This is a genomic window from Massilia sp. 2TAF26, assembly GCF_052115005.1.
In the GTDB taxonomy this organism is placed as follows: domain Bacteria; phylum Pseudomonadota; class Gammaproteobacteria; order Burkholderiales; family Burkholderiaceae_D; genus Telluria.
In genome coordinates this window covers 85,453-112,248 of the sequence record NZ_JBFRFV010000025.1, presented here as the reverse complement: position 1 = coordinate 112,248, position 26,796 = coordinate 85,453, and the positions used below count along the sequence as shown (strand labels likewise).

General features: G+C 63.2%; 26 protein-coding genes. 20 read left to right on the top strand and 6 right to left on the bottom strand.

Annotated features, from left to right (window positions below):
• A partial coding sequence (locus tag AB4Z32_RS21605; RefSeq protein ID WP_442123924.1) for an IS1/IS1595 family N-terminal zinc-binding domain-containing protein occupies positions 1–218 on the bottom strand: 218 nt, incomplete at its 3' end.
• Positions 219–355: 137 nt separating this feature from the next.
• A complete protein-coding gene (locus tag AB4Z32_RS21600) occupies positions 356–631 on the bottom strand; it encodes a hypothetical protein (protein ID WP_442123923.1) in 276 nt (91 codons plus the stop codon).
• 155 nt (positions 632–786) lie between these two features.
• Here AB4Z32_RS21600 and AB4Z32_RS21595 point away from each other — a divergent pair, with 155 nt between their 5' ends.
• The gene (locus tag AB4Z32_RS21595) at positions 787–1,767 is read left to right on the top strand and encodes a LysR family transcriptional regulator (protein WP_442123922.1); all 981 of its coding nucleotides are present in this window, start codon (positions 787–789) and stop codon (positions 1,765–1,767) included.
• A 165-nt stretch (positions 1,768–1,932) separates the two neighbouring features.
• Here AB4Z32_RS21595 and AB4Z32_RS21590 read toward each other — a convergent pair whose 3' ends face one another.
• Positions 1,933–2,388 (bottom strand): Lrp/AsnC ligand binding domain-containing protein, encoded by a 456-nt coding sequence (locus AB4Z32_RS21590; RefSeq protein ID WP_435570377.1) that lies wholly within the window; start codon positions 2,386–2,388, stop codon positions 1,933–1,935.
• 217 nt (positions 2,389–2,605) lie between these two features.
• Here AB4Z32_RS21590 and putA point away from each other — a divergent pair, with 217 nt between their 5' ends.
• Both putA and ald read left to right on the top strand, forming a co-directional pair.
• Positions 2,606–6,253, top strand: coding sequence for a trifunctional transcriptional regulator/proline dehydrogenase/L-glutamate gamma-semialdehyde dehydrogenase (gene putA, locus AB4Z32_RS21585; RefSeq protein ID WP_442123921.1), 3,648 nt, complete (start codon positions 2,606–2,608; stop codon positions 6,251–6,253).
• A gap of 79 nt (positions 6,254–6,332) precedes the next feature.
• Positions 6,333–7,448 (top strand): alanine dehydrogenase, encoded by a 1,116-nt coding sequence (gene ald, locus AB4Z32_RS21580; RefSeq protein ID WP_442123920.1) that lies wholly within the window; start codon positions 6,333–6,335, stop codon positions 7,446–7,448.
• Here the strand turns inward: ald and AB4Z32_RS21575 are convergent.
• On the bottom strand, positions 7,418–8,200 hold the full coding sequence (locus AB4Z32_RS21575; protein ID WP_442123919.1) for a 5'-methylthioadenosine/adenosylhomocysteine nucleosidase: 783 nt from the start codon (positions 8,198–8,200) through the stop codon (positions 7,418–7,420). The two genes, ald and AB4Z32_RS21575, sit on opposite strands and share 31 nt — an antisense overlap.
• Positions 8,201–8,345: 145 nt before the next feature.
• Positions 8,346–8,777: a hypothetical protein gene (locus AB4Z32_RS21570; protein ID WP_442123918.1), complete on the bottom strand. Its 432-nt coding sequence runs from the start codon at positions 8,775–8,777 to the stop codon at positions 8,346–8,348.
• A gap of 761 nt (positions 8,778–9,538) precedes the next feature.
• Here AB4Z32_RS21570 and AB4Z32_RS21565 point away from each other — a divergent pair.
• From AB4Z32_RS21565 to AB4Z32_RS21535, 7 genes are all read left to right on the top strand, one after another.
• Positions 9,539–11,200: a GMC family oxidoreductase gene (locus AB4Z32_RS21565; protein ID WP_442123917.1), complete on the top strand. Its 1,662-nt coding sequence runs from the start codon at positions 9,539–9,541 to the stop codon at positions 11,198–11,200.
• A gap of 75 nt (positions 11,201–11,275) precedes the next feature.
• Positions 11,276–12,043, top strand: coding sequence for an ABC transporter ATP-binding protein (locus AB4Z32_RS21560; protein ID WP_442123916.1), 768 nt, complete (start codon positions 11,276–11,278; stop codon positions 12,041–12,043).
• Positions 12,043–12,759 carry an ABC transporter ATP-binding protein gene (locus AB4Z32_RS21555; RefSeq protein WP_442123915.1) on the top strand — a complete coding sequence of 239 codons (717 nt, stop codon included), beginning with the start codon at positions 12,043–12,045 and terminating at the stop codon, positions 12,757–12,759. The genes AB4Z32_RS21560 and AB4Z32_RS21555 overlap by 1 nt, the downstream gene beginning before the upstream one ends.
• Positions 12,760–12,788: 29 nt before the next feature.
• Positions 12,789–14,000 carry an ABC transporter substrate-binding protein gene (locus AB4Z32_RS21550; RefSeq protein WP_442123914.1) on the top strand — a complete coding sequence of 404 codons (1,212 nt, stop codon included), beginning with the start codon at positions 12,789–12,791 and terminating at the stop codon, positions 13,998–14,000.
• Positions 14,001–14,157: 157 nt separating this feature from the next.
• Complete coding sequence (locus AB4Z32_RS21545; RefSeq protein ID WP_442123913.1) at positions 14,158–15,042, top strand: branched-chain amino acid ABC transporter permease; 885 nt, start codon at positions 14,158–14,160, stop codon at positions 15,040–15,042.
• A 1-nt stretch (position 15,043) separates the two neighbouring features.
• On the top strand, positions 15,044–16,027 hold the full coding sequence (locus AB4Z32_RS21540; protein ID WP_442123912.1) for a branched-chain amino acid ABC transporter permease: 984 nt from the start codon (positions 15,044–15,046) through the stop codon (positions 16,025–16,027).
• A gap of 15 nt (positions 16,028–16,042) precedes the next feature.
• A complete protein-coding gene (locus AB4Z32_RS21535; RefSeq protein WP_442123911.1) occupies positions 16,043–16,876 on the top strand; it encodes an alpha/beta fold hydrolase in 834 nt (277 codons plus the stop codon).
• Between the two features lie 32 nt (positions 16,877–16,908).
• Here the strand turns inward: AB4Z32_RS21535 and AB4Z32_RS21530 are convergent, their stop codons facing one another.
• Positions 16,909–18,066: an iron-containing alcohol dehydrogenase gene (locus AB4Z32_RS21530; RefSeq protein ID WP_442123928.1), complete on the bottom strand. Its 1,158-nt coding sequence runs from the start codon at positions 18,064–18,066 to the stop codon at positions 16,909–16,911.
• A 112-nt stretch (positions 18,067–18,178) separates the two neighbouring features.
• On the opposite strand from AB4Z32_RS21530, the gene AB4Z32_RS21525 reads away from it, so the two are divergent.
• The 10 genes from AB4Z32_RS21525 (at position 18,179) to AB4Z32_RS21480 (ending at position 26,773) form a co-directional block, all read left to right on the top strand.
• Positions 18,179–18,949 carry a sulfite exporter TauE/SafE family protein gene (locus AB4Z32_RS21525; RefSeq protein WP_442123910.1) on the top strand — a complete coding sequence of 257 codons (771 nt, stop codon included), beginning with the start codon at positions 18,179–18,181 and terminating at the stop codon, positions 18,947–18,949.
• 555 nt (positions 18,950–19,504) lie between these two features.
• Positions 19,505–21,463 carry a tRNA uridine-5-carboxymethylaminomethyl(34) synthesis enzyme MnmG gene (gene mnmG / locus AB4Z32_RS21520; RefSeq protein WP_442123909.1) on the top strand — a complete coding sequence of 653 codons (1,959 nt, stop codon included), beginning with the start codon at positions 19,505–19,507 and terminating at the stop codon, positions 21,461–21,463.
• Positions 21,460–22,110 (top strand): 16S rRNA (guanine(527)-N(7))-methyltransferase RsmG, encoded by a 651-nt coding sequence (rsmG, locus tag AB4Z32_RS21515; RefSeq protein WP_442123908.1) that lies wholly within the window; start codon positions 21,460–21,462, stop codon positions 22,108–22,110. The genes mnmG and rsmG overlap by 4 nt, the downstream gene beginning before the upstream one ends.
• A gap of 87 nt (positions 22,111–22,197) precedes the next feature.
• Positions 22,198–22,968 (top strand): ParA family protein, encoded by a 771-nt coding sequence (locus AB4Z32_RS21510; RefSeq protein WP_442123907.1) that lies wholly within the window; start codon positions 22,198–22,200, stop codon positions 22,966–22,968.
• Between the two features lie 29 nt (positions 22,969–22,997).
• Positions 22,998–23,879: a ParB/RepB/Spo0J family partition protein gene (locus AB4Z32_RS21505; protein WP_442123906.1), complete on the top strand. Its 882-nt coding sequence runs from the start codon at positions 22,998–23,000 to the stop codon at positions 23,877–23,879.
• 308 nt (positions 23,880–24,187) lie between these two features.
• Positions 24,188–24,529 (top strand): ATP synthase subunit I, encoded by a 342-nt coding sequence (locus AB4Z32_RS21500; protein WP_442123905.1) that lies wholly within the window; start codon positions 24,188–24,190, stop codon positions 24,527–24,529.
• Positions 24,529–25,362: a F0F1 ATP synthase subunit A gene (gene atpB / locus AB4Z32_RS21495; RefSeq protein WP_442123904.1), complete on the top strand. Its 834-nt coding sequence runs from the start codon at positions 24,529–24,531 to the stop codon at positions 25,360–25,362. Before AB4Z32_RS21500 ends, atpB begins: the two co-directional genes overlap by 1 nt.
• A gap of 88 nt (positions 25,363–25,450) precedes the next feature.
• On the top strand, positions 25,451–25,693 hold the full coding sequence (gene atpE, locus AB4Z32_RS21490; RefSeq protein WP_052234347.1) for a F0F1 ATP synthase subunit C: 243 nt from the start codon (positions 25,451–25,453) through the stop codon (positions 25,691–25,693).
• A gap of 73 nt (positions 25,694–25,766) precedes the next feature.
• Entirely contained in the window at positions 25,767–26,237 is a 471-nt protein-coding gene (locus tag AB4Z32_RS21485; RefSeq protein WP_442123903.1) for a F0F1 ATP synthase subunit B, read from the top strand.
• Positions 26,238–26,239: 2 nt separating this feature from the next.
• Positions 26,240–26,773 carry a F0F1 ATP synthase subunit delta gene (locus tag AB4Z32_RS21480; RefSeq protein WP_442123902.1) on the top strand — a complete coding sequence of 178 codons (534 nt, stop codon included), beginning with the start codon at positions 26,240–26,242 and terminating at the stop codon, positions 26,771–26,773.
• Positions 26,774–26,796 lie beyond the last annotated feature (23 nt).

Sequence of the window (26,796 nt, the reverse complement as noted above, 5' to 3'; positions counted from 1 at the left end):
CGGCAGCGGTAGCGCTGCAGTCCGTGCGCATGGCCGTGGCGATAGGGTTTGTCGGCCTGGCAGTGCGGGCAGCAGAGTGGCATGCCGGGTTGCTCGACGATCTCGAGTACACGGTCGAGGCCGGCCGCCGATTGCAGCAGGTCGAGCAGGCGGTCGCGCTGGCGCCGCGTCAGGCTGGACAGGCGTTGCAGGAACTGTTCGAACTGCCGTGCTTGCATGCTGCCTCCATCAACGGTTCAGGTCGACGTTGGACCGCAGGCTTGCAGAAAAGATTCCACACTTGGCGCGAACAGCGCCAAAAAAAACGGCACCGGTTGCCCGGGTGCCGTTCAAGGAGAAATTCTGTATGAACTGGTCAGGAACGCAGCGCGCGCACCTCGGCGGGGCCGGAGACGGCCACTGCGGCCTGTTGCGCCAGCTTGGCGTCGCGCAGCTTGCGGCGTGCGGCCAGCTCGTCCTTCGACGGACGCGGGCGCACAACCAGCACCAGCGCACGGACGATGCCGATCAGGAGGGGACGGAAGAACATCAGTAGCCCACCCAGCAGGACCAGCTGGAGCATGCTGGTGAACAGATGCATGAACGGCAGGGCCGTCATCGGTGCTTGTAACAGGGCGTCAGTGAAAGACATGGCTCAGGAAAATGTTCAACGTTAAGGTTCGAGGTAACTATAGTGCAACGCAACATATAAATCTAATCACGTTCTCTGATGAGTCTTATATTGATCGTGAATGGAAATCGGGTACACTTGCAAACATCACATACGCAGCCCCAGAACGGACCCCCATGAGCTTCCTCACGCTTGACCTGAACCTGCTCCGCGTCTTCGACGCCGTCATGACCGAGCAAAACCTGACCCGCGCCGCCGGCCACCTGGCGATGACCCAGCCCGCCGTGTCGAACGCCATCAAGCGCCTGCGCGAAAGCCTGGGCGACGAGCTCCTGATCCGCACCGCCTACGGCGTCAAGCCGACCCCGCGCGCCGAAGCGCTGTGGCCGGCCGTGCGTCAGGCGCTGGCCGCGCTGGAAGCGGCGGTGATGCCGGAAACCTTCGACGTCTCCAAGGCCCAGGCCACCTTCCGCCTGGCGATGGCGGACGCCACCGCGGCGCTGTGGCTGCCGTCGCTGGTGCGCTCGATCGAAAAGGAAGCGCAGGGGGTGAATATCCGCATGGTGCCGCTGACCACGCGCGAACCGCGGCCGATGCTGCTGCGCGGCGACATCGACCTGGCCGTCGGCTTCTTCCCCGGCGTGGCGGCCCAGTTATCGTACGAAACCGGCTCGCCGATCCGCCATGAGCGCCTGTATTCGGGTGAATATGTGGCGGTGATGCGCAAGAACCACCCGCTGGCCCAGGGCAAGCTGGAACTGGACGATTACTGCAAGGCGAACCACCTGCTGGTGAGTTTTTCCGGCCGCGCCCATGGCCTGGTCGACGAAGCCCTGGCCCAGGTCGGCCGCGAGCGCCGCATCCTGCTGACGGTGAACCAGTTCTTCACCGCCGGCCGCGTGGTCGCCAATTCGGACCTGGTGACGGTGCTGCCGAAGCACCTGATCGCCTCGACCGGCGCCGCCGACGCCCTGGTATGGCGCGAACTGCCCTTCCAGTTGCCGGCCGTGCACCTGGACATGCTGTGGCACGAACGCGACGGCCGCAGCCCGGCCCACCGCTGGCTGCGCAAGAACCTCGAACAGATGTCGGCTGCGGCGCAGAAGACGCTGCCGCAGGCTTCGGAGGCGAATGTGAAGATGGAGAAGATTGCTTAAGCGGCGTTCCCGCTAAACCCCGTCATCCCCGCGTAGGCGGGGACCCAAGTTCTGCGTGAGTTATCGAAACACTGACAAACTTGGACCCCCGCCTTCGCGGGGGCGACGTTATTCAAGTAAGCGGGGATGACGTTTAGAAGCCGCAGGTACTAACAAGCGATTTGCTTATTTGATAGGCAGCTTGGTCGTATTCTTCACTTCCTCCATCACCGCATAGGTGTGCGTCTCGCGCACCCCCTTCTGCAGTAGGGTCTTGCCCAGGAACTCCCGGTACGCCGCCATGTCCTTCACGCGCGCCTTGACCAGGTAGTCGAAGCCGCCGGCGACCATATGGCATTCCAGCACCTCGGGAATCAGCTGGACGCTCTGTTTGAAGGCGTCGAAGACTTCCGGCGTGGTGCGGTCCAGCACCACTTCGATGAAAACCAGCAGCGATACGTCCAGCAGCACGGGATTCAGCTGGGCCGTGTAACCCATGATGTAGCCGGACTCGTGCAGCTTGCGCACGCGTTCCAGGCAGGCCGCGGGCGACAGGTTGACGCGGGCGGCCAGTTCGACGTTGCTGATACGCCCGTCGTTCTGCAGCTCGGCAAGGATTTTCTTGCTGATCTTGTCCAGCATGTTCTTCTCTCTCCACTATAAATATTATTTGGTGAAATTCTCTCACCAAAAACTATCTATTGCTAGTCTTCTGTAAAAACAGAATTAATCCAGAAGATTTCCCTCTACAATCGAATCATGTATTCACATTTGCGCTTGCGCCGGCCATCGCCCGATGGACCGGCGCTTTGCACATGTGAGCCCGGTCCCGATTTTTATTCTTTTTCCCAGAACTTCCATGAACATTGCCGCCACCCCGGCCATCACCTTCGTTCCCTTCGACGCCCTGCAGGCCGAGACCAAACGCGAACAGACCCCGCTGCGCGCCGCGATCACCGCCGCCTACCGCCGCGACGAGGCCCAGGCCGTCGAATGGCTGCTGTCCCAGGGCGCAGCCGCTTCCGCCGACGCCTATATGCTGGCGCACCGCCTGGTCTCGGCCGTGCGCGAAAAGCGCACCCGCTCCTCCGGCGTGGACGCGCTGATGCACGAATTCTCGCTGTCGTCGGAAGAGGGCGTGGCCCTGATGTGCCTGGCGGAAGCCCTGCTGCGCATTCCGGACAGCGACACCGCCGACCGTCTGATCGCCGACAAGATCAGCAAGGGCGACTGGAAGAAGCACTTAGGCGAATCACCGTCGCTGTTCGTGAACGCCGCCACCTGGGGCCTGCTCATCACCGGCAAGCTGGTCTCGAGCAGCAGCGAAAAGGGTCTCGGTTCGGCGCTGACCCGCCTGATCGCCAAGGGCGGCGAACCGCTGATCCGCAAGGGCGTCGACATGGCCATGCGCATGCTGGGCAACCAGTTCGTGACCGGCCAGACCATCGCCGAAGCGCTGAAGAACAGCCGGGAGAATGAAACCCGCGGCTACCGCTACTCCTACGACATGCTGGGCGAAGCGGCGCTGACGGAACTCGACGCCGAGAACTACTACGCTTCCTACGAAGCCGCGATCCACGCGATCGGCAAGGCCTCGAACGGCCGCGGCATCAAGGACGGTCCGGGCATCTCGATCAAGCTGTCGGCCCTGCACGCGAGATACAGCCGCGCACAATACGCCCGCGTGATGGGTGAGCTGCTGCCGCGCGTGAAAAAACTGGTGCTGCTGGCCAAGCAGTACAACATCGGCATCAATATCGACGCCGAGGAAGCCGACCGCCTCGAGATTTCGCTGGACATGCTGGAAGCGCTGGCCTTCGACGCCGAACTGGCTGGATTCGAAGGCATCGGCCTGGTGATCCAGGCTTACCAGAAACGCTGCCCCTTCGTGATCGACTACGTGGTCGACCTCGCGCGCCGCAGCGGCCGCAAGTTCATGGTGCGCCTGGTGAAAGGCGCCTACTGGGACGCCGAGATCAAGCGCGCCCAGGTCGACGGCCTGCCCGGCTATCCGGTCTACACGCGCAAGGTGTACACCGACGTTTCGTACCTGACCTGCGCGAAAAAGCTGCTGGCCGCGACCGACGTCATCTACGCCCAGTTCGCGACCCACAACGCGCACACCTTATCCGTGATCTACACCTGGGCCAAGGCCGACGGTGTGTCGAACTACGAGTTCCAGTGCCTGCACGGCATGGGCGAAACCCTGTACGACCAGGTCGTGGGCGCCGATAAGCTCGGTAAGGCCTGCCGCATCTACGCGCCGGTCGGTTCGCACGAAACCCTGCTGGCCTACCTGGTGCGCCGCCTGCTGGAAAACGGCGCCAACTCGTCCTTCGTGAACCAGATCGTCGACGAGAGCGTGCCGATCGACACCCTGCTGGCCGATCCCTTCGAGCAGGCGCGCGCCGCCAAATGCCTGCCGCATCCGCGCATTCCGCTGCCGCTCGACCTGTACGGCGCCGAGCGCAAGAACTCCGCCGGCCTGGACCTGGCCAACGAAGACGTGCTGCGCGCCCTGGCGGCCGAGCTTGCCACGCGGCGCCAGTACCTGGCAGCGCCGCTGGTCGACGGTCCGCTGAATGCCGTGGGCGCCGTCAACGTGATCAACCCGGCGCAATCGGCCGATATCGTCGGCCAGGTGACCGAAGCGACGGTCGCCGACGTCGACACCGCGCTGCAGGCGGCCGCGCAAGCCTTCCCTGCCTGGGAGGGCCTGGGCGCCGGCGCCCGCGCCGACATCATCGCCAGGGTCGGCAGCCTGTTCGAACGCGATATGGGCGAGCTGATGGCCCTGGCCGTGCGCGAAGCCGGCAAATCGCTGCCGAACGCGATCGCCGAGATCCGCGAGGCGGTCGACTTCCTTCGCTACTACGCGAACGAGATCCGCGAAAACGGCGACGCACCGGCACTGGGTTCGGTGACCTGCATCAGCCCGTGGAACTTCCCGCTGGCGATCTTCACGGGCCAGGTGGCGGCTGCGCTGGCCGCCGGCAACGTGGTGCTGGCCAAGCCGGCCGAGCAGACCCCGCTGATCGCCTGGCGCGCCGTGCAGCTGTTCCACGAAGCCGGCGTGCCGGCGGGCGCGCTGCAGCTGCTGCCGGGCCGCGGCGAAACCGTGGGTGCCGCCCTGACCTCCGATGCGCGTGTGAAGGCCGTGATCTTCACCGGTTCGACCGAAGTCGCCCAGCTGATCAACCGCACCCTGGCCGAACGCGCCCAGCGCGAAGGCTATGACATTCCCTTGATTGCCGAAACCGGCGGCCAGAACGCGCTGATCGTGGATTCCTCGGCGCTGCCGGAGCAGGTGGTGCAGGACGTGCTGAGCTCGGCGTTCGACAGCGCCGGCCAGCGCTGCTCGGCCCTGCGCGTGCTGTTCCTGCAGGAAGACATTGCGGATAAAACCATCAAGATGCTGAAGGGCGCGATGCAGGAACTGCGCGTCGGCGTACCGGACCGCCTGGCCACCGACATCGGCCCGGTGATCGACCGCGAAGCCCAGCAAAACCTGCTGGCCCACATCGAACGTACCAAGGCCAGCGCCAAGGCCCATTTTGCGCTGGAGCTGCCGGCGGCGCTCGAGGCCCAGGGCACCTTCGTGCCGCCGACCGTGCTGGAAATCGGCTCGATGGCGGAACTGCAGCGCGAAGTCTTCGGTCCGGTGCTGCACATCGTGCGCTACCGCCGCGCGGACCTGGGCAAGGTGGTCGACACCATCAACGGCACCGGCTACGGCCTGACCTTGGGCGTGCATTCGCGCATCGACGAGACCATCGATTTCATCGTCTCGCGCGCCCACGTCGGCAATATCTACGTGAACCGTAACATCGTCGGCGCCGTGGTCGGCGTGCAGCCTTTCGGCGGCGAGGGCAAATCGGGCACCGGTCCGAAGGCCGGCGGTCCGCTCTACCTGAAGCGCCTGCAGAAGGAAGCCGCATCGCTGCTGCAGCGTGCGCGCCACAGCAACCCGGCGCTGGACGCCCTGATGGGCTGGGCGCAGGCGAACGGCCATGGCGATATCGCCGTGCTGGCCGAGCAATACGCCACCACGACCCTGGACGGCATCAGCCTCACTTTGCCGGGCCCGACCGGCGAGCGCAATGTGCTCGGCTTCGTGCCGCGCGGCGCCATCCTGTGCGCGGCCAGCGAGACGAAAGGCCTGCTGAACCAGCTGGCGGCGGTGCTGGTCACCGGCAACCGCGCCATGGTGCTGGCGGATGCGCGCGACCCGGTGCTGGCGACCCTGCCGGCGGAAGTGAGGGAGCGCCTGCGCTTCATCGGTGAAGCCGAGCTGGACAGCGTCGAGATCCAGATGGCGATGGTCGAACGCGGTTTGAAAGGAAATCTGCAGGCGACACTGGCGGCCCGTCCCGGCGCCATCGTCGGCATCGTCGATACCCAGCCGGACCGGCCGGCCGCCCTGTGGCGGCTGGTGGCCGAACGGGCCCTGTGCGTCAACACGACGGCGGCTGGCGGTAACGCAAGCCTGATGACGCTGAGCTTGTAATCATAAGAAGAAATGACCGGGGCGCACGCCCCGGTTTTCACATGCGCAGTCGTTTGAGTTGTTCAACTTGGAGGTAGACATGCTAGTTGGCGTTCCAAAGGAAATCAAAAACCATGAATATCGCGTCGGCCTGACCCCGCCCAGCGTCCACGAACTGGTGGCGCGTGGACATCAGGTCCTGGTCCAGGCCGGCGCTGGGGCCGAGATCGGCCTGACAGACGAGCAATACGTGGCGGCGGGCGCAAGCATCGTCGCCGGCGCGCAGGAGATTTTTGCGCGCGCGGACATGATCGTGAAGGTCAAGGAGCCGCAGCCACAGGAATGCGCGATGCTGCGCGAAGGCCAGATCCTGTACACCTATCTGCACCTGGCGCCGGATCCGGAGCAGACCGCGGCCCTGGTGAAGTCGGGCGCCGTCTGCATCGCCTACGAAACCATCACCGGCCCCGGGGGCGGCCTGCCGCTGCTGGCGCCGATGAGCGAGGTGGCGGGACGGATGTCGATCCAGGCCGGCGCCAGCCACCTGGAAAAATCGAAGGGCGGCATGGGCCTGCTGCTGGGCGGCGTGCCGGGCGTGGCGCCGGGTCATGTGGTGATCATCGGCGCCGGCGTGGTCGGTACGAATGCGCTGCAGATGGCGGTCGGCACCGGCGCCCGGGTCACCGTTCTCGATAAAAACGTCGATCGCCTGCGCCAGCTCGACCTGGTCTACGGCAACCGCATCGCCACCCTGTACTCGAACGCCCACGCGATCGAAGAAGCAGTGCTGACGGCCGACCTGGTGATCGGCGGCGTGCTGGTGCCCGGTGCGGCGGCGCCGAAGCTGGTGACGCGCAGCATGGTTTCGCGCATGAAGAAGGGCGCAGTGGTGGTCGACGTCGCGATCGACCAGGGCGGCTGCTTCGAGACCTCGCATCCGACCACGCACGCGGATCCGACCTTCGTGGTCGACGGCGTGGTGCACTACTGCGTGGCGAACATGCCGGGCGCGGTGGCGCGCACCTCGACCTTCGCCTTGAACAACGCCACCATCGGCCATGCGGTCGCGCTGGCCACCAAGGGCTGGCGGCAGGCGCTGCGCGACGATCCGCACCTGAAAAACGGCCTGAACGTCTGCCAGGGCAAGGTGAGCTATGCGGCGGTGGCGAAAGACCTCGGCTACGACTACGTGCCGGCCGACACCCTGTTGGCCTGATTGCTCGCCTGACAGAACTGCCTGACGATGTAAAAGGCATACTGCGCGGCCACCGACTTCACGAAACGCATGAAGTCGGTGGCCGCGTTTTCATTGGCATTGTCGGAAATCGTGCGAATCACGCCGAAGGGGATGCCCAGCTCGAAACACACCTGCGCGACCGCGGCGCCTTCCATTTCCACCGCCAGCAGACCCGGTAGAGCCTCGCCAAGGGCCCGGATACGCTCCCTGTGGCTGACGAACTGGTCGCCGCTACCGATGAGACCACGGTGCACCCGCGGCGCCTGTAGCCCGAATACGGCCCTTTCCTGGGCATCGATTGCCTGAACGAGATCGCGCTCGAGGAAGTACTGGGCGGCATGACCGAGTTCCAGCGCCATCTGGCGGTCGCTGGAAAAATGGCTCAGGCCCGTCAACGGTACCTCGTGACGCGGAAACAGCGGACTCGCATCCATGTCGTGCTGGACCAGAGATTCGGCCACCACGATGTCGCCGACACGCACCGAAGCATCGCCGGAACCGGCCACACCGGTAAAGAGGATGTGCGTAACTCCGAACTTCTCCACAAGCGTGGTGGCTGTCATGGCAGCCGCAACCTTGCCTATACGCGATAGAACGGCCACAGCGTCGATTTCCCAGAGTTTTCCTACCCAGTACTCGCGCATACCGTGGATGAGCTTGTAGGGCCCTTCCATGGCTTCTACGAGCCCCTGCTGTTCTTCGTGCAAGGCACTGATGATCCCTAATCGCATGTTTTTTCTGTCCTGGATGGCCTGGATGGCGGGTTGACGGCGGTTTTGCTGCCCAGTGTTTTAATAAAACAAGATGTATATAAAAACTGGTAGTAGATAGTAAACGCCGCTTCTGCTGTGGATAAGAGGAGATTTGTCTACAGCGTCAACGGTTTACGTGCTGCCGGATGAGCTGGAAAAACATTGTATCCAGCTTGAACCGATCTTGGACAAAAACGCTTTGGCCAGCAAAAAACTGGCTTCTGCACATTTGCCGCTGTGGATATGCAGGCGTTTTTCCACAGACGATGTGGTTTTGCAGCTGATTGGGCAGCTGAACTTGCCGGTTTTGCATGTGGTTCAGCAAAAGCTTCAGCAGAAACGGCTGTGCAGCGGCCGCGTTTGCCTGGTCCGCTGGCGTTCGCGTCGTCTCGTCATCTTTCCTGCTCGCTCTTCCTTGTCTGCAGTCCAGATTCGCCATTCCCTGCGATGGACGTCGCATCTCGTTCTTCCTGTAGACCAATCGGGCGTTTGCCGAGTAGTGGCCTTGCCATCTGTCGCCAGCGACAGCGAAGCGCGATTTTTCCGTCTTGTCCACGCAGAGTCGCTTCTTTGTTTTAGTTAACTTGGATAGATATATAAATTGGTAGTGATAGTAAACGCTGCCGGATCTGTGGATAAGGCCGATTTTCTCCACATGCTCAAGGGTTTACCTGTGATCGAAGCTGCTGAACAAGGCTTGTTTCCGGCGGGGACCAAAACTGGACAAAAAACCGGTTGTGGCCAAGTCGGGTGGTTTCGCACATTCGCTCCTGTGGATATTCATGGGTTTGTCCACAGAGCGGATGGTTTCGGTGTTTGCGGGCATGGTCGAAGCCGGTTTTTTCGGACGCTGAGGCGGCGTTGCCGGAGTCGGAAATTTTTTTAGCCAGGAAATGGTCGGCAAGACTGGATCATTTACCAGTCGTTGCGGTCGAAGCCGGGTGAGTCGTCGGGCTGTGGCCTGGCCGAAGTCGAAAATTTTTTTTTCGGCCAGGGCCGGCTTTTGGAAAGGGTCCTCAGGTTTACCCCCAAAAGTATGTATACAGAATAGTGGTAATAGTTAACGGGGGGTCTCATCTGTGGATAAACCCGGTTTTGTCCACAAGATCAGGCGTTTACGCGCCGCATAAGGCGGTGGACCTGCCTTGTATGTGCCTGGTGGAAAATATGGATAAAAAATCCCGCTGTGCGGAAAGTGCGGTTTTCGCACATTCCGTACCTGTGGATATACAAAAGCTTATCCACAGTTGCCGCAGCTTGACGATCTGGTAAGCTTGATGAAGCGAAGCATCAACCGTGTGACATGGAGGGGGCAGCGTGGAATCGGCAGGGGAATACGACTACATCATCGTGGGCGCCGGCACCGCCGGTTGCGTGCTCGCCAACCGCCTGACCCGCAAGCCGGATGTCGAGGTCTTGCTGATCGAGGCCGGCGGCAAGGACGACTACCTGTGGATCCACATTCCGGTCGGCTATCTCTACTGCATCGACAATCCGCGCACCGACTGGCTGTTCCGCACCGAATCCGATCCCGGACTGGCCGGGCGCTCGCTGATCTACCCGCGCGGCAAGGTGCTGGGCGGGTCGTCTTCGATCAACGGCATGATCTATATGCGCGGCCAGGCCGGCGATTACGACCGCTGGGCCGAGGTCAGCGGCGATCCGTCCTGGCGCTGGGAAAACGTGCTTCCCCTGTTCCGGCAGAGCGAAGACCATCACGGCGGCGCCAGCGAGATCCACGGCAGCGGCGGCGAATGGCGGGTCGAGCGCCAGCGCCTGTCCTGGGAAATCCTGGATGCCTTCCGCGAGGCGGCCGCCCAGAACGGCATTCCGAAAGTTGCGGATTTCAACGGCGGCGATAACGCCGGCTGTGCCTATTTCGAAGTCAACCAGCGCCGCGGCATCCGCCTGAACACGGCCAAGGCCTTCCTGAAACCCGCTTCGCAGCGCCCGAACCTGACCATCATGACCGGCTGCCACGTGGAAAAGCTGCTCATCGAAGCGACCGAGCAGGGCAAGGTCTGCCGCGGCGTGCAATTTACCGGCGGCGGACGGGCCTTCAGCGCCAGCGCGCGCCGCGAAACCTTGCTTGCCGCCGGCGCGATCGGCTCGCCGCACATCCTGCAGCTGTCCGGCATCGGCCCGGCCGTCAGCCTGGCCAGGCAGGGCATCGAACCGCTGGTCGATTCCCCGGGCGTCGGCGAAAACCTGCAGGACCATCTGCAGCTGCGCATGGTCTACCGCATCACCGGCGCGCCCTCGCTGAACACGACGGCCTCGAGCTGGTTCGGCAAGGCGAAGATCGGCCTGGAATACATGCTGTTCCAGAGCGGGCCGATGTCGATGGCGCCGTCCCAGCTGGGCGCATTCGCCCGTTCCGACGCGAGCCAGATGTCGCCGAATCTGCAATACCACGTGCAGCCGCTGTCGCTGGACAAGTTCGGCGACCCGCTGCACGGCTTTCCCGCCTTCACCGCCAGCGTCTGCAACCTGCGCCCGACTTCGCGCGGCCACGTACGCGCCGCCTCGAACGACAGCTACGCGCCGCCGAAAATCACGCCGAACTACCTGAGTACGCCGGAAGACCGGCAAGTGGCGGCGCAGGCGCTGGCGCTGACCCGGCGCATCGTGGCCTCGCCGGCGCTGGCCAAGTACCGGCCGGAAGAATTCAAGCCGGGTCCGCACTACCGCACGGAAGAGGAACTCGCCGAGGCTGCCAGCCTGATCGGCACCACGATCTTCCACCCGGTCGGCACCTGCAAGATGGGCAGGCGCGAGGATCCGATGGCGGTGGTCGACAGCGAATTGCGGGTCAAGGGCGTGCACGGCCTGCGCGTGGTCGACGCTTCCGTCATGCCCTTCATCACTTCCGGCAACACGAATTCGCCCACCCTGATGATCGCCGAGAAGACGGCCCAGCTGATCGCCGCGCAGGGTGCGCAAAAATGCACAACGGGTTTGCGTTTGTACAGTACGTGACACGGACGCAGCGGCAAACGATGTGTTGTATCTTGGGGAATCCTGAAAATATGTAAGTTTGGCAATGGAGGAGTGATGGCGGACGTCATTCTGGAGACGCGCGAGCTGACCAAGGAATTCAAGGGTTTTACGGCGGTCAGCAGCGTCGACCTGCAGGTGCAGCGCGGCCATATTCATGCGCTGATCGGCCCCAACGGCGCCGGCAAGACCACCTGTTTCAACCTGCTGACCAAGTTCCTGGTGCCATCCTCGGGCCGGATCCTGTTCAACGGGCGCGACATAACGGGTGTGAAACCGGCCCAGATCGCCCGCATGGGCATCATCCGTTCCTTCCAGATCTCGGCCGTCTTTCCCCACCTGACGGTGCTGGAAAACGTCCGCATCGGCCTGCAGCGCGCGCTGGGCACGAGTTTCCATTTCTGGCGCAGCGAACGCTCCCTCGACCAGCTGAACCAGCGCGCGATGGCGCTGCTCGAGGAAGTCGACCTCGGCAGCTTTGCCGATACGCTGACCGCCGATCTGCCCTACGGCCGCAAGCGCGCGCTCGAGATCGCCACTACCCTGGGCATGGAGCCGGAACTGATGCTGCTCGACGAACCGACCCAGGGCATGGGCCACGAAGACGTGCACCGGGTGACGGAACTGATCAAAAAAGTGTCGGCCGGCCGCACGATCCTGATGGTCGAGCACAATATGAACGTGGTGTCCGGCATCTGCGACCGCATCTCGGTGCTGCAGCGCGGCGCCATTTTGGCCGAGGGAAACTATGCCGAAGTCTCGCGTAATCCACAGGTGATGGAAGCCTACATGGGCACCGAAGCGCCACTCGAAGGAGCGCACTGATGGCGGCGGCACTGGAAATCCAGGGCTTGCAGGCCTGGTACGGCGAATCGCACATCCTGCACGACGTCTCCCTGTCCGTCGACGAGGGCGAGGTCGTGACCCTGCTCGGCCGCAACGGCGCGGGACGCACGACGACCCTGCGCGCCATCATGGGCCTGACCGGCACGCGGCGCGGCTCGATCCGCATCCACGGCACCGAGGCAATCCACCTTCCCACCTACAAGATCGCCCACCTCGGCATCGGCTATTGTCCGGAAGAGCGCGGCATCTTTTCCTCGCTGTCGACCGAGGAAAACCTGCTGCTGCCGCCCGTGCTGGCGGCCTCGAAGGGCAGGGCGGCCGGCATGTCGCTGGACGAGATCTACGAGATGTTCCCCAACCTGTACGAGCGCCGAAACAGCCAGGGCACGCGGCTGTCCGGCGGCGAGCAGCAGATGCTGGCGGTGGCGCGCATCCTGCGCACCGGCGCGCGGCTGCTGCTGCTGGACGAGATCTCGGAAGGCCTGGCGCCCGTCATCGTGCAGGCCCTGGCCCGCATGATCACGACCCTGAAAGCCAAGGGCTACACGATCGTGATGGTGGAACAGAACTTCCGCTTCGCGGCGCCGCTGGCCGACCGCTTCTACGTGATGGAGCACGGCCAGATCGTCAAGACCATCCACGCGGCCGAGCTTCAGGCCAGCATGCCCGAACTCACCGAATTGCTAGGCGTTTGAATAACAACTTTCATTAACGGAGACGACCCATGAAACGCACCGCCATTGCCACCGCCATCGCCGCCACCGCCGCGGCCGCCTTTTTGTCCATTCCCGCCCAGGCCCAGGTCTCGGGCGACACCATCAAGATCGGCATGATCACCGACCTGTCCGGTGTCTACTCGGACATCGACGGCAACGGCGGCGCCGAAGCGGTGCGCATGGCGATCGCCGACATGGGCGGCGCCATCAACGGCAAGAAGATCCAGTTCATCGTCGCCGACCACCAGAACAAGGCGGACATCGCCGCCAGCAAGGCGAGGGAATGGTTCGACCAGCAGGGCGTCGACATGCTGATCGGCGGCACCAACTCGGGCGCCAGCCTGGCGATGGCCAAGGTTGCCGCGGAAAAGAAAAAAGTCTTCATCGCCATCGGCGCCGGCTCCGCCAGGCTCACCAACGAGGAATGCTCGCCCTACACCGTGCACTACGCCTACGACACCGTGGCGCTGGCGCGCGGCACCGGCGCCACCATGGTCAAGCAGGGCGGCAAGTCCTGGTATTTCCTGACCGCCGACTACGCCTTCGGCCAGTCGCTGGAGAAGGACACCACCGAGGTCATCAAGGCCAACGGCGGCACCGTGCTCGGCAGCGTGAAGCACCCGCTGGGCGCCTCCGACTTCTCGTCCTTCCTGCTGCAGGCCCAGTCCTCCAAAGCCCAGGTGCTGGGCCTGGCGAACGCTGGCGGCGATTTTATCAACTCCGTAAAAGCCGCCAACGAATTCGGCCTGACCAAGAAGATGAAGGTGGCCGGCCTGCTGGTGTTCATCAACGATATCCACACCCTCGGCCTGAACACGACCCAGGGCCTGTACCTGACCGACGGCTGGTACTGGGACCAGAACGACGCCACCCGCGCCTGGTCGAAGCGCTACTTCGCCAAGATGAAGAAGCAGCCCTCGATGCTGCAGGCGGCCGACTACTCGGCCACGACGAACTACCTGAACGCGGTGAAGGCGGTCGGCAGCGACGACGCCGACAAGGTCATGGCCCACCTGAAAAAGACCAAGATTAACGACATGTTCGCCAAGAACGGCGAAATCCGCCCGGACGGCCGCATGGTCTACGACATGTACCTGATGCAGGTCAAAACCCCGAAGGAATCGAAGGGGGCCTGGGATTACTACAAGGTTGTGGCGACCATTCCGGGTTCGCAGGCTTACACGACCAAGGCCGAATCGAAGTGCGCGGCGTGGAAGTAATTCGTTAACTCTGGCGCCGTCGTCCCCGCGCAGGCGGGGACCCAAGTTTGTTGCGACCCACAAAAACTTGGATCCCCGCCTGCGCGGGGATGACGGGCATATGTTCGCGGGAATGACGTGCTTGTGTACGTTGCCGCAATTTTTAGCCTGAACTCATATGGAAATCTTCGGCGTCCCCCTGCAAGCCATGCTGAGCCAGCTCCTGCTGGGCCTGGTCAACGGCTCTTTCTATGCGATGCTGTCGCTGGGCCTGGCCGTCATCTTCGGCCTGCTCAACGTCATCAATTTCTCGCATGGCGCGCTATACATGATGGGCGCCTTTGCCGCCTTCATCGGCGTCACTTCCTTCGGCCTGAACTACTGGGTGATGCTGGTGCTGGCGCCGCTGCTGGTCGGGGTGTTCGGCATCCTGGTCGAGAAGTCGATGCTGCGCTGGCTGTACAAGCTGGACCATCTGTACGGCCTGCTGCTGACCTTCGGCATCACCCTGCTGCTGGAAGGCGTGTTCCGCTCCTTCTACGGCGTTTCCGGCCAGACCCTCGACGTGCCGGAGGCCCTGTCCGGCGCCACCGACCTCGGCTTCATGATCCTGCCGAACTACCGCGCCTGGGTGGTCGCGGCCTCGCTGACGGTCTGCCTGGCGACCTGGTTCGTGATCGAAAAGACGAGATTGGGCGCCTACCTGCGCGCCGGTACCGAGAACCCGAAACTGGTCGAAGCCTTCGGCGTCAACGTGCCGCTGATGGTGACCCTCACCTATGGCTTCGGCGTCGCCCTGGCGGGCTTTGCCGGGGTGCTGGCGGCGCCCGTCATCAACGTCACGCCGCTGATGGGCTCCAACCTCATCATCGTCGTGTTCGCCGTGGTCGTGATCGGCGGCATGGGCTCGATCCTCGGTTCCATCGTCACCGGCCTGGGCCTGGGCGTGATCGAGGGCCTGACCCGCGTCTATTACCCGGAAGCGTCGGAAGTGGTGGTGTTCGTCGTGATGGTGATCGTGCTGCTGCTGCGTCCGGCAGGTTTGTTCGGCAAGGAAAAGTGATATGAATCGAAAACTCGGCTACACCCTTGCCCTGCTGGTCGCCCTGGCCGCGCCCTTCGTCGGCTATCCGGTGTTCCTGATGAAGCTGCTGTGCTTCGGCCTGTTCGCCTGCGCCTTCAACCTGCTGATCGGCTATACGGGCCTGCTGTCCTTCGGCCATGCCGCCTTCTTCGGCGCCGGCGGCTACGTGACCGGCTACGCGCTGACGGCGCTGGGCCTGCCCTTCGAGGCCGGTCTCGTGCTGGGCGTGCTGGCGGCCGGCGCCATCGGCCTCGTGATGGGTCTGCTGGCGATCCGGCGCCAGGGCATCTATTTTGCGATGATCACCCTGGCGCTGGCCCAGATGGTGTACTTCGGCGCCTTGCGCGCGCCCTTCACGCACGGCGAGGATGGCCTGCAGGGCGTGCCACGCGGCAAGCTGCTGGGCCTGCTCGACCTCGGCAACGATTTGACCATGTACTACGTGGTGCTGGCGCTGTTCGTGGCCGGCTTCGCGCTGATCGTGCGCATCATCCATTCGCCTTTCGGCCAGGTGCTGAAGGCGGTCAAGGAAAACGAGCCACGCGCCATTTCCCTGGGCTACGACGTGGACAAGGTCAAGCTGCTGGCCTTCGTGCTCTCGAGCGCCCTGGCGGGCCTCGCAGGGGCCACCAAGACCGTGGTGCTGGGCTTCGAGACCCTCACCGACGTGCACTGGACCATGTCCGGCCTCGTCATCCTGATGACCCTGGTAGGCGGCATGGGCACGCTGGCCGGGCCGGTGCTGGGCGCCTTCCTGGTGGTCGCCCTCGAAAACAAGCTCGGCGACGTAGGGAACTTCCTCGCCGAAGCGACCCATGTAGAATGGTTTGCGTCACTCGGCGAATCGGTCGGCATCGTTACCGGGCTGATCTTTGTTGCCTGCGTGCTGCTGTTCCGGCGCGGCATCGTCGGCGAGATCGCGGCGGCTTTCAATGCCGCCAAGCGCGGGAGCAGGGCGGCCTAACACACAGGAGGGGCTGTGATCGACGAATCCCTGATGCTGGATGCGAACGGCATCCACATGCACGCCACCACGACCGGGCAGGGGCCGGTGGTCCTCCTCCTGCACGGTTTTCCCGATACCCACATCGTCTGGCGCAAGCAGATACCGGTGCTGGCCCAAGCCGGTTTCCGCGTGCTGGCGCCCGACCTGCGCGGCTACGGCCGCACGGATGCGCCGCCCCACGTGCTCGACTACACCCTCGACAAGATCCGGGCCGACATACTGGGGCTGCTGGATGCGCTGAAGATCGACAAGGTGAGCATCGTCGGCCACGACTGGGGCGGCATCCTCGGCTGGCAGCTGGCGTCCATGGTGCCGCAGCGCGTCGAGCGCCTGGTGGTCCTGTCGACCGGCCATCCGAAGGCGATCGCCCACGCCGGCATCCTGCAGCAGTTGCGGATGGCCTATATCCCGCTGTTCTGCATGCCGGGCATTGCCGAAGCCACGCTGCGCGCGGCCGACTGGTTCGCGCTGCGCCAGTTCACCAGCGAGCCGGGCCAGGCCGATTTCTGGAAGCGCGATCTCGGTCCGCCGGGACGGCTGACTGCGGCGCTGAACTATTACCGCGCCAACCTCAAGCTGGCGCTGCCGCAGTCCTATCCACGCGTCAAAGTGCCGGTGATGGGCATCTGGAGCGACCGCGACCCGGCGCTGGGCGAAAAGCAGATGCGCGATTCGGCGCATTACGTGGATGGCGAATTCCGCTTCGAACGGATCCGCGATGCCGACCACTGGCTGCAGCTGACGGCGCATGAGCGGGTGAATGCCTTGCTGCTGGATTTTCTTGGGGCGAAAAGGAGTACCGTTTAGCTCGTCGTTCCCGGCAATGCCGGAAACGACAGTTAGAGCGCCGCCGCGTAAATCGCCCGCGCATCCTCGCGCGTCAGCTCCCGCGGATTGTTCCCCAGCAACCTGGTCTGCAGCATCGCATCGTCAGCCAAACGATCCAGGTCGCGTTCCGTAATGCCGACCTGCTGCAGCGTCGTCTCGACCCCCGTGATCTTGGCGATCTGCTGCATCGCAACAATCAAGGCCTGGGCGCGCGCCTCTTCGCTGCCGCTGGCGTGGGGCACGACGATGCCGGCCAGTTCCGCATAGTGCCCGCTGGCCGCCGACAGATTGAAACGCAGCACGTGCGGCAGCACGAGCGAGTTCGACAGTCCGTGGGCAACGTGGAAGATGCCGCCGATCGGGTAAGCCAGCGCATGGACGGCGGCCACTGGGGCGTTGGAAAAGGCCTGGCCGGCCAGGCAGGCGCCCAGCAGCATGGCCTGGCGGGCGTCGAGGTCGTGGCCGTTCTCGCAGGCTTTGACGATGTTTGCCGACAGCAGGGACAGCGCCTGGCGCGCCAGCATATCCGACAGCGGATTCTTCTTGTGGCGGCTGGTATAGGCTTCGATCGCGTGCACCATGGCGTCGATGCCGGTGGCGGCGGTGACCACCGGCGGCAGGCCGACCGTCAGGCTCGCATCCAGCAGCGCCAGGTCGGCGTAGAGCTGGGGAGCGACCACGCCCATCTTGGTGGTCTCGCCGGTGGTGACGATGGCGATGTTGGTGACTTCCGAACCGGTGCCGGCGGTGGTCGGCACCTGCACCAGCGGCAGGCGCTTCCCGGCGACCTTGCCGATGCCGTACATCTCGGCCAGCGGCTGTTCGCTGCCGGCCAGCACCGCGACCAGCTTGGCGACGTCCATCGAGCTGCCGCCGCCCAGGCCGATCACCAGTTCCGTTCCCTGCCTGCGCGCGAAGCGGGCCGCGGCCTCGACCACGGCTTCCGGCGGATCGGCGAGCACGTCCGAATAAACCATCACTTGCATGCCCTGGCGTTCCAGGCTGGCGCGCGGCGGCTCGACCAGGCCGGTGCGCAGGAAGCCGGGATCGGTGACGATCAGCACCCGACGCAGGCCCGGGAAACGTTCGGCGACGAGCTGTCCGAGCCTGAGCGAGGCGCCGGCTTCGGACACGATGCTGGACACGGTGCTGAAGCTGAATGCGGGGATGGCGGTACTCATCGACGGCGTCTCCTTGTTGGTTTTGCGTTTGCTCAAGCTTACACCAGCTGGCCTCTTTCATTACCGTACAATGGCGATTTCCCTCTATGCATTTGTTCCCATGTTTGATCTCGCCACCCTGGCCTGCGCGGCCTTTCTTGCCGGTCTAGTCGATGCTGTGGTGGGAGGGGGAGGATTGATCCAGATCCCGGCGATCTTCGCCGTGTTTCCGAAGGAAGTGCCGGCGACCCTGCTGGGAACGAACAAGCTGGCATCGATGTGCGGCACCACGGTCGCGGCGGTGAAGTATGCGCGCCGGGTGCAGGTGGCCTGGAGCACGGCGGCGCCGGCAGCCGTCGCCGCCTTCGCCCTGGCCTTCGTCGGCGCCTGGACCGTGACCCGCGTGCCGGGCGACTTCGTGCGCAGCCTGCTGCCGCTGATCCTGCTGGCGGTGGCCGTCTACACCTTCAAGAAAAAGGACTTCGGTTCGGTCCATGCGCCGGTCCACAGCGGCATGACGGAGCGCCTGCTGGCGGTCGGGGTCGGCGCCGCGATCGGCTTTTATGACGGCTTCTTCGGTCCAGGGACCGGCAGCTTCCTGATCTTCCTGTTCGTGCGGTTCTTCGGCTTCGATTTCCTCGGCGCCTCGGCGGCGGCGAAGATCGTCAACGTGGCCTGCAATGTTTCGGCCCTGATCTGGTTCGGCTACAGCGGCCACCTGATCTGGAAACTGGCGGCGGTGATGGCGGTGTGCCAGATCGGCGGCTCGCTGGTCGGTACCCGGCTGGCGCTGAAGCACGGCAGCGGTTTCGTGCGCAAGCTCTTCCTGGTCGTCGTGTCCTTGCTGATTGTAAAGACAGCCTTCGATACCTTCCGCCACCTCGGCTGGTAATGTTTCACGTGAAACAGTGCGGCCTCATCATATCGGTGTGACGGTTGTAAGGAGAGTGGGCAACAGCCCGGTGCCACCGGGCGCGATCAGCCGGCACCTGCCGGTATCCCAGGCGGCGCTCTAGGCGAAGGCCTTGCCATCCCAGGTCCACCCGGCCATGCTCCAGCAATCGCCGGGTCCATGGCCTTTTTGTTCGGACACCAGCTTGCCTTCTCGCAGGCGTTGGCATCGGTGGCGACGAGCAGCGGCGCATATGGCGGGTGGCTGTTGACGATCCAGTAGGTAGCGCCGCTAGTGCAGGCCGCGAGCCGGCAGCGTGTACCGACCAGCGTGCGCACCTGGACCGGCAGGGCCCTGGCCTGGGCACCTTACCGGCCGCGATGGCGGGGAGGGCGGCGAACATTCCGTGAGCGGCGAGCAACTGTGGCCTCATCCGCCTTCCTCCAAAAAGGTTTCACGTGAAACAAAATTCTGTGGTTTTCGGGACCGACTTGAAGCTGCACGGAAAAAAGAATCTATAATCCCAGCTTAACTCTCCTCGCAGCACATTCCATCATGTTATTTCCGACAGAATTCGACGTGATCGTCGTTGGCGGCGGCCATGCCGGCACCGAAGCGGCGCTCGCGTCTGCACGCATGGGGCAAAAGACCCTATTGCTTACTCACAACATCGAGACCCTCGGTGCGATGTCCTGCAACCCGTCGATCGGCGGTATCGGCAAGGGCCACCTGGTCAAGGAAGTGGACGCCATGGGCGGCGCGATGGCAATCGCCACCGACGAGGCCGGCATCCAGTTCCGCATCCTGAACTCGTCCAAGGGCCCGGCCGTGCGCGCCACCCGCGCCCAGGCCGACCGTGTGCTCTACAAGGCCGCGATCCGCTCGCGCCTGGAAAACCAGCCGAACCTGTGGCTGTTCCAGCAGTCCGTGGACGACCTGATGGTCGAATGCGACCGTGTGGTCGGCGCCGTCACCCAGATCGGCCTGCAGTTCCGCGCCCGCGCCGTGGTGCTCACGGCCGGTACTTTCCTCGACGGGAAGATCCACGTCGGCCTGCAGAATTACACGGCCGGCCGCGCCGGCGATCCGGCGGCGGTGTCCCTTTCGAGCAGGCTGAAAGAGCTGAAGCTGCCGCAGGGCCGCCTGAAGACCGGCACGCCGCCGCGCATCGACGGTCGCAGCATCGACTTTTCCGCCATGAGCGAGCAGCCGGGCGACCTCGATCCGGTGCCGGTGTTCTCGTACATGGGCAATGTCGCCATGCACCCGAAGCAGGTGCCGTGCTGGGTCACGCACACGAATGCACAAACCCACGAGATCATCCGTAACGGTCTGGACCGCAGCCCGATGTACACCGGGGTGATCGAAGGCGTCGGCCCGCGCTACTGCCCGTCGATCGAAGACAAGATCCACCGCTTCGCCTCGAAAGAATCGCACCAGATCTTCCTCGAACCGGAAGGGCTGACGACCAACGAGTTCTATCCGAACGGGATCTCGACCAGCCTGCCTTTCGACGTGCAGCTTGCCCTGGTGCGCTCGATGCGCGGCCTGGAAAACGCCTTCATCCTGCGTCCCGGCTATGCGATCGAGTACGATTACTTCGACCCGCGCGGCCTGAAGGCGTCGCTGGAAACCAAGGCGATCAACGGCCTGTTCTTCGCCGGCCAGATCAACGGCACCACCGGCTACGAAGAAGCGGCGGCGCAAGGCATGCTTGCCGGTATCAATGCGGCACGCCAGACCCAGGGCAAGGAAGCCTGGACCCCGGGCCGCTCGGAAGCCTATCTCGGCGTGCTGGTCGACGACCTCACCACCCAGGGCGTGGCCGAGCCTTACCGCATGTTCACCAGCCGTGCCGAGTACCGCCTGTCGCTGCGCGAAGACAATGCCGACATGCGCCTGACGGAAATCGGCCGCAAGCTGGGCGTGGTCGGCGATGCGCAATGGGAAGCTTTCGAGCGCAAGCGCGAAGCAGTGGCCCTGGAACTGGAACGCCTGCGCTCGACCTGGGTCAACCCGCGCATCCTGGCGGCCGCCGAATCCGAACGCGTGATCGGCCAAGCCATCGAACGCGAGTACAACCTGGCCGACCTGCTGCGCCGTCCCGGCGTCGAGTACGACAAGCTGATGAGCCTGCAGGGCAACGAGGGCCAGGCCCTGGCCGGCCCCGGCGTCGAGGATCCGGCGGTGAAGGAACAGATCGAGATCCAGCTGAAGTATTCGGGCTACATCAACCGCCAGGCGCGGGAAGTGGAGCGCCACGACTACTACGAGAACCTGAAACTGCCGGAAAACCTGAACTACCTGGAGATCACGGCACTGTCGATCGAGGTGCGCCAGAAGCTCGATAAACAGCGTCCGGAAACCCTGGGCCAGGCGTCGCGCATCTCCGGCGTGACCCCGGCGGCGATTTCCCTGCTGCTGGTGCACCTGAAAAAACGGGGCGCCAAGGGCTTTACCAATGCGCCAGCGGAAGGCAGCGGCGAGGCGCCGCAGCAGGAGCTTGCCGAATGAAGAATTTCGACCGCAATGCCCTTGCTCAGGTACTGCGCGACGGCATCGCCGAGATGCAGCTCGAGGTCAGCCCGTCCCAGCAGGAACAGCTGCTGGACTACCTGGCCCTGATGTTCAAGTGGAATTCCGTCTATAACCTGACTTCACTGCGCGATCCGATGCAGATGGTGACTCACCACCTGCTCGATTCCCTGGCCGCAGTACCTGCCTTCGCCGGTGCGAACAACGTGCTGGACGTCGGCGCGGGCGGCGGCTTGCCCGGGATCGTGCTGGCGGTGGTCCGTCCGGACATGAAAGTGTCGATGATCGACACCGTGCACAAGAAAACCGCCTTCCTCACCCAGGTGAAGGCGCAGCTGGGCCTGGCCAACGTCAGCGTGTACACCATGAAGGTGCAGGAGCTGGAGGTGAGCGACAAATTCGACGTCATCACCTCGCGTGCTTTTGCCGACCTCTCGGATTTCGTCGAGTGGTCTGCGCATCTGCTGGCGGAGCAGGGCAGATACATTGCCCTGAAAGGGGTGGCGCCGGAGGACGAGCGGCAGAGGCTGCCGGCCGAATGGAAGGTGACGAAAGTGGAACCCCTGCAGGTGCCCAGGCTGGGGGCGGAACGTCATCTGGTTTTCATCCAAAGGGTAACCAGCTAAACGATATAAACCGTTTATACCGTATTACCAAGTAAATCGTATAAATCGTTTTAATGGTATTAACGGTATGGCTTTTTGAAGGCATACATGGCGAAAATTTTTTGCGTAGCAAACCAGAAGGGCGGCGTCGGCAAGACCACCACCAGCGTCAACCTGTCCGCCGGACTGGCCAAGCTGGACCAGCGCGTGCTGCTGGTCGACCTCGACCCGCAGGGCAACGCCACCATGGGCGCGGGCATCAACAAGGCCGGCCTGAGCTCCTCGATCTATGAGGTGCTGCTCGGCGAGGCCGACGTCGAAAGCAGCAAGCTGCGCAGCGAAGCGGGGCGCTTCGACGTACTGCCGGCGAACCGCGAGCTGGCCGGCGCCGAAGTCGAGATGGTGGAACTGGAAAACCGCGAACGCCGACTGAAGGACGCTCTCGCCAAGGTCGACGCCGACTACGACTTCATCCTGATCGACTGCCCGCCGGCGCTGTCGATGCTGACCCTGAACGGCCTGGTGTGCGCGCACGGCGTGATCATCCCGATGCAGTGCGAGTACTACGCGCTGGAAGGCCTGTCGGACCTGGTCAACACGATCAAGAAGGTGCACGCCAACCTGAACCACGACCTGCGCATCATCGGCCTGCTGCGGGTGATGTTCGATCCGCGCATGACCTTGTCGCAGCAGGTGTCAAGCCAGCTCGAGCAGCACTTCGGCGACAAGGTCTTCAAGACCATCATCCCGCGCAACGTTCGACTGGCCGAGGCGCCCTCGTACGGCATCCCCGGCGTGGTGTTCGATCCTTCGTCGAAAGGGGCGCAGGCGTACATCGCCTTCGGCGCCGAGATGGTCGAGCGCATCAAGACCATGTAATCCACATATAAACAGAACAGTCCAACATCATGGCAACCAAAAAACTGAAGGGACTCGGCCGCGGCCTCGACGCCCTGCTCGGCGGCGACGCCCACGAGACCCCGGCCGCACCAAGCGGCAGCCCGTCCGCCCTGCCTGTCACCCGCATCCAGGCCGGCAAGTACCAGCCGCGCACCCGCATGGACGACGGCTCGCTGTCCGAGCTGGCCGCCTCCATCAAGAGCCAGGGCATCATGCAGCCGGTGCTGGTGCGTCCGATCACGGGGGCAGGGGAGATCGGCTACGAGATCATCGCCGGCGAACGGCGCTTCCGCGCGGCGCAACTGGCCGGCCTGGAAGAGATCCCGGTGCTGGTGCGCGAGGTCGACGACCAGAACGCGGCCGCGATGGCCCTGATCGAGAACATCCAGCGCGAAGACCTGAACCCCCTCGAAGAAGCGCAAGGCATCGCGCGCCTCATCTCGGAATTCGACTTCACCCATGAACAGGCCGCCAACGCGGTCGGCCGCTCGCGCAGTGCGGTGTCGAACCTGCTGCGCCTGGTGAACCTGGCCCAGCCGGTGCAGACCATGCTGATGGCAGGGGATATCGACATGGGCCATGCGCGCGCCTTGCTGGCGGTCGACGCCGCCAGCCAGATCGCGCTGGCCACCCAGGTGATCGCGAAACGCCTGTCGGTACGCGAAACCGAAAAACTGGTCGCCCGTACCCTGGAAGAGCAGAACGCGCCGGCGGCCACCGCGCGCCAGAAGGAAAAGTCGGGCGACATCGTCCGCCTCGAGGAAGAACTGTCCGACCGTCTCGCCACCCCGGTCGCCTTCAAGATGGGACCGAAGGGCAAGGGGCAGATGATCATCGATTTTGCCGACCTCGACGTGCTCGAAAGCGTGCTGACCCGCCTGCGCGACTGATCCCGCATCCGCATCGAAGCTGTGGGCAAGTGTCGAATTGCCCACAGTACACCCCCTCATCGATCGCCGGTATATGCATCTACAGGACTTTTGGTAGATCGCACTATGTTCCCTGTAATAGGCTGAATTTCGTAGGATTTTTCCGGGATTGACGTTAAATTTCTTTGTCGTTTTTACATCGTTGTAGACGCGATATAAGGACGGAAGAGTTTGACTCTGCACTTCATAAGCCCTTATAATCCCGCTGATYCATGTAATTACCATACCGTAACTCGGTTCCACACGGCTGGCGCGAAAGAACAAGAAAAATGCTGCGCTTGGTCTCCCTGCAAATGATGGCAACAATCGTGGCCGGCTTGATCGCCGGACTGATTGGGGGGTGGGCTGCGATGTTTTCGGCGGTACTAGGCGGCTTTTGTTGTGTCGTTCCCAACGGTGTCATGGCGATGCGCCTGTTTGCCGGTACGCAGAAGCCGGGCGGCGCGAATCCTGCCACGTTCTTCATCTGGGAATTTGTAAAGATTGCTTTAACGCTGGCGCTGCTGTACGTGACGGCGCGGCTTTACCACGATCTGAACTGGTTCGCCCTGTTGGGCGGCTTCATCGTGGCGCTGAAAAGTTACATCATCTTAATATTTAGGCAGAAATAATGACGAGTCCAACGGTAGAAACCGCCGCGGAGCATGCGCCCACCGCCGGCGAATACATTCAGCACCACCTGGGTCACCTGACCAATATCCATCAGGATTTCATCGTAAACTTCAAGGTCATCAACTACGATACCGTGTTCTGGTCGATCGTGATGGGCGTGATCGGCGTGTTCGTCATGTGGCTGGGCGCGCGCAAGGCGACTTCCGGCGTGCCGGGCCGCTTCCAGGGCCTGCTCGAAAGCGTCGTCGAGATGGTCGAAGACCAGTCGAAGTCGATCATCCACGGCGACCGCCGCTTCATCGCGCCGCTGGCCCTGACCGTCTTCATCTGGGTCTTCCTGATGAACTGCCTGGACTTCCTGCCGGTCGACCTGTTCGCCGCCATCCTGCGCACCATGGGCCTGGGTGAAATGCACTTCCGTATCGTGCCGACCGCCGACCTGAACGGTCCGATGGGTATGTCGCTGGGCGTGCTGGCCGTGGTCCTGTACTACAACGTCAAGGTCAAGGGCGTCGGCGGCTGGATCCACGAACTGTTCGCCGCACCGTTTGGCATTTACCTGGCTCCGTTCAACTTCCTGTTGAACATGATCGAATACGCAGCACGCACCGTGTCGCTCGGTATGCGACTGTTCGGCAACATGTACGCCGGCGAGCTGCTGTTCCTGTTGATTGCCCTGCTCGGCGCCTTGGCCGGCCCGTTCGGTATCGTCGGCCAAATCGTCGCAGGTTCGGCTTGGGCAATCTTCCACATCCTGATCGTGCTCCTCCAGGCTTTCATCTTCATGATGCTGACGCTGGTGTACATCGGTCAGGCCCACGAGAGCCACTGACCGACGCGATCGCAAGAACGAACAAGATAGTGGTAGTAAAGAAGTTGTAATTTTCTAGCTTTTTAAATTAACTTTTGGAGTAATTCTAATGACTGACTATTCTTACATTGCGCTGGCTTGCGGTCTGATCATCGGCCTGGGTGCAATTGGTGCCTGTATCGGTATCGCTCTGATGGGCGGCAAATACCTGGAAGCTTCGGCACGTCAGCCTGAACTGATGAACACCCTGCAGACCAAGATGTTCCTGCTGGCCGGCCTGATCGACGCGGCATTCCTGATCGGTGTTGGTATCGCCATGCTGTTCGCCTTCGCAAATCCGTTCCACGCCTAATCGACACGTCATTCGATTCTGAGCAGCCGAACCTACCCGGTTCGGCATCCGTTTTTGTGAGAAGGAATTTACCGTGAATCTGAACGCAACTCTGTTTGTTCAGTTCGTGGTCTTCTTCATCCTGGTGTTCGTCACGATGAAATTCGTGTGGCCGCCGGTGATGAAAGCGCTCGACGAGCGCGCCCAGAGGATCGCGAACGGCCTGGCCGCAGCTGACCGCGGCAAGGCAGAAATGGCTGCCGCCGAAAAACGCATCGCCGCCGAACTGGCGTCGACCCGCGAAGAAAGCGCCAAGCGCATCGCCGACGCCGAAAAGCGTGCCCACGCAATCATCGAAGAAGCCAAGCAGACCGCTGCCGTCGAAGCCGCCCGCATCGTCGAAGCTGCCAAGGCCGACGCCGAGCAGCAAGTGACCCGCGCGCGCGAAGAACTGCGCGGCCAGGTGGCAAGCCTGGCGGTGGCCGGCGCCGAGCAGATCCTCAAGCGCGAAGTGAACGCAGCGGCCCACGCCGACCTGCTGAACCGCCTGTCGACCGAGCTCTGATCATGGCTGAATTCGCAACCGTCGCCCGCCCCTACGCCGAAGCGCTGTTCCGTGTCGCCCAGAACGGCGACATGGCGGCCTGGTCCGGCATCGTCTCGGAACTGGCGCAAATCGGCGCCAATCCGGACGTGCAGGCTTTTGCCGGCAATCCGAACGTCACGGCGGCACAACTGGCCGAGACGATTGCGTCGCTGGTCAAGTCGCCGCTGAACGCCGAAGCGAAAAACTTCATCGTGATGCTGGCCGAAAACGGCCGTATCGCGTTGTTGCCGGAAATCGCCGCCCAGTTCACTGTGCTGAAGAATGCGCAAGAAGGTGCTGCCGACGCGACTGTCTACAGCGCCTTCGAGATGTCGGCCGACCAGGTGAATGCGCTGGCCGCCACGCTCGAAAAGAAATTTGGCCGCAAGCTGAACCCCACGGTCGAAGTCGACCCGTCGCTGATCGGTGGTGTGCGCGTGGTCGTCGGTGACGAAGTGCTGGATACCTCGGTCCGCGCGAAGCTGCAGCAGATGCACAACGCGCTGGTGGCCTGAGGATCTTTGCACCGTCTACCGCG

What these genes read in the sequence shown, in the direction of transcription:
- AB4Z32_RS21600 (WP_442123923.1), bottom strand. Translation starts at nt 631, where the DNA reads ATGTCTTTCACTGACGCCCTGTTACAAGCACCGATGACGGCCCTGCCG.
- AB4Z32_RS21595 (WP_442123922.1), top strand. Translation starts at nt 787, where the DNA reads ATGAGCTTCCTCACGCTTGACCTGAACCTGCTCCGCGTCTTCGACGCC.
- AB4Z32_RS21590 (WP_435570377.1), bottom strand. Translation starts at nt 2,388, where the DNA reads ATGCTGGACAAGATCAGCAAGAAAATCCTTGCCGAGCTGCAGAACGAC.
- putA (WP_442123921.1), top strand. Translation starts at nt 2,606, where the DNA reads ATGAACATTGCCGCCACCCCGGCCATCACCTTCGTTCCCTTCGACGCC.
- ald (WP_442123920.1), top strand. Translation starts at nt 6,333, where the DNA reads ATGCTAGTTGGCGTTCCAAAGGAAATCAAAAACCATGAATATCGCGTC.
- AB4Z32_RS21575 (WP_442123919.1), bottom strand. Translation starts at nt 8,200, where the DNA reads ATGCGATTAGGGATCATCAGTGCCTTGCACGAAGAACAGCAGGGGCTC.
- AB4Z32_RS21560 (WP_442123916.1), top strand. Translation starts at nt 11,276, where the DNA reads ATGGCGGACGTCATTCTGGAGACGCGCGAGCTGACCAAGGAATTCAAG.
- AB4Z32_RS21555 (WP_442123915.1), top strand. Translation starts at nt 12,043, where the DNA reads ATGGCGGCGGCACTGGAAATCCAGGGCTTGCAGGCCTGGTACGGCGAA.
- AB4Z32_RS21550 (WP_442123914.1), top strand. Translation starts at nt 12,789, where the DNA reads ATGAAACGCACCGCCATTGCCACCGCCATCGCCGCCACCGCCGCGGCC.
- AB4Z32_RS21545 (WP_442123913.1), top strand. Translation starts at nt 14,158, where the DNA reads ATGGAAATCTTCGGCGTCCCCCTGCAAGCCATGCTGAGCCAGCTCCTG.
- AB4Z32_RS21540 (WP_442123912.1), top strand. Translation starts at nt 15,044, where the DNA reads ATGAATCGAAAACTCGGCTACACCCTTGCCCTGCTGGTCGCCCTGGCC.
- AB4Z32_RS21525 (WP_442123910.1), top strand. Translation starts at nt 18,179, where the DNA reads ATGTTTGATCTCGCCACCCTGGCCTGCGCGGCCTTTCTTGCCGGTCTA.
- mnmG (WP_442123909.1), top strand. Translation starts at nt 19,505, where the DNA reads ATGTTATTTCCGACAGAATTCGACGTGATCGTCGTTGGCGGCGGCCAT.
- rsmG (WP_442123908.1), top strand. Translation starts at nt 21,460, where the DNA reads ATGAAGAATTTCGACCGCAATGCCCTTGCTCAGGTACTGCGCGACGGC.
- AB4Z32_RS21510 (WP_442123907.1), top strand. Translation starts at nt 22,198, where the DNA reads ATGGCGAAAATTTTTTGCGTAGCAAACCAGAAGGGCGGCGTCGGCAAG.
- AB4Z32_RS21505 (WP_442123906.1), top strand. Translation starts at nt 22,998, where the DNA reads ATGGCAACCAAAAAACTGAAGGGACTCGGCCGCGGCCTCGACGCCCTG.
- AB4Z32_RS21500 (WP_442123905.1), top strand. Translation starts at nt 24,188, where the DNA reads ATGCTGCGCTTGGTCTCCCTGCAAATGATGGCAACAATCGTGGCCGGC.
- atpB (WP_442123904.1), top strand. Translation starts at nt 24,529, where the DNA reads ATGACGAGTCCAACGGTAGAAACCGCCGCGGAGCATGCGCCCACCGCC.
- atpE (WP_052234347.1), top strand. Translation starts at nt 25,451, where the DNA reads ATGACTGACTATTCTTACATTGCGCTGGCTTGCGGTCTGATCATCGGC.
- AB4Z32_RS21480 (WP_442123902.1), top strand. Translation starts at nt 26,240, where the DNA reads ATGGCTGAATTCGCAACCGTCGCCCGCCCCTACGCCGAAGCGCTGTTC.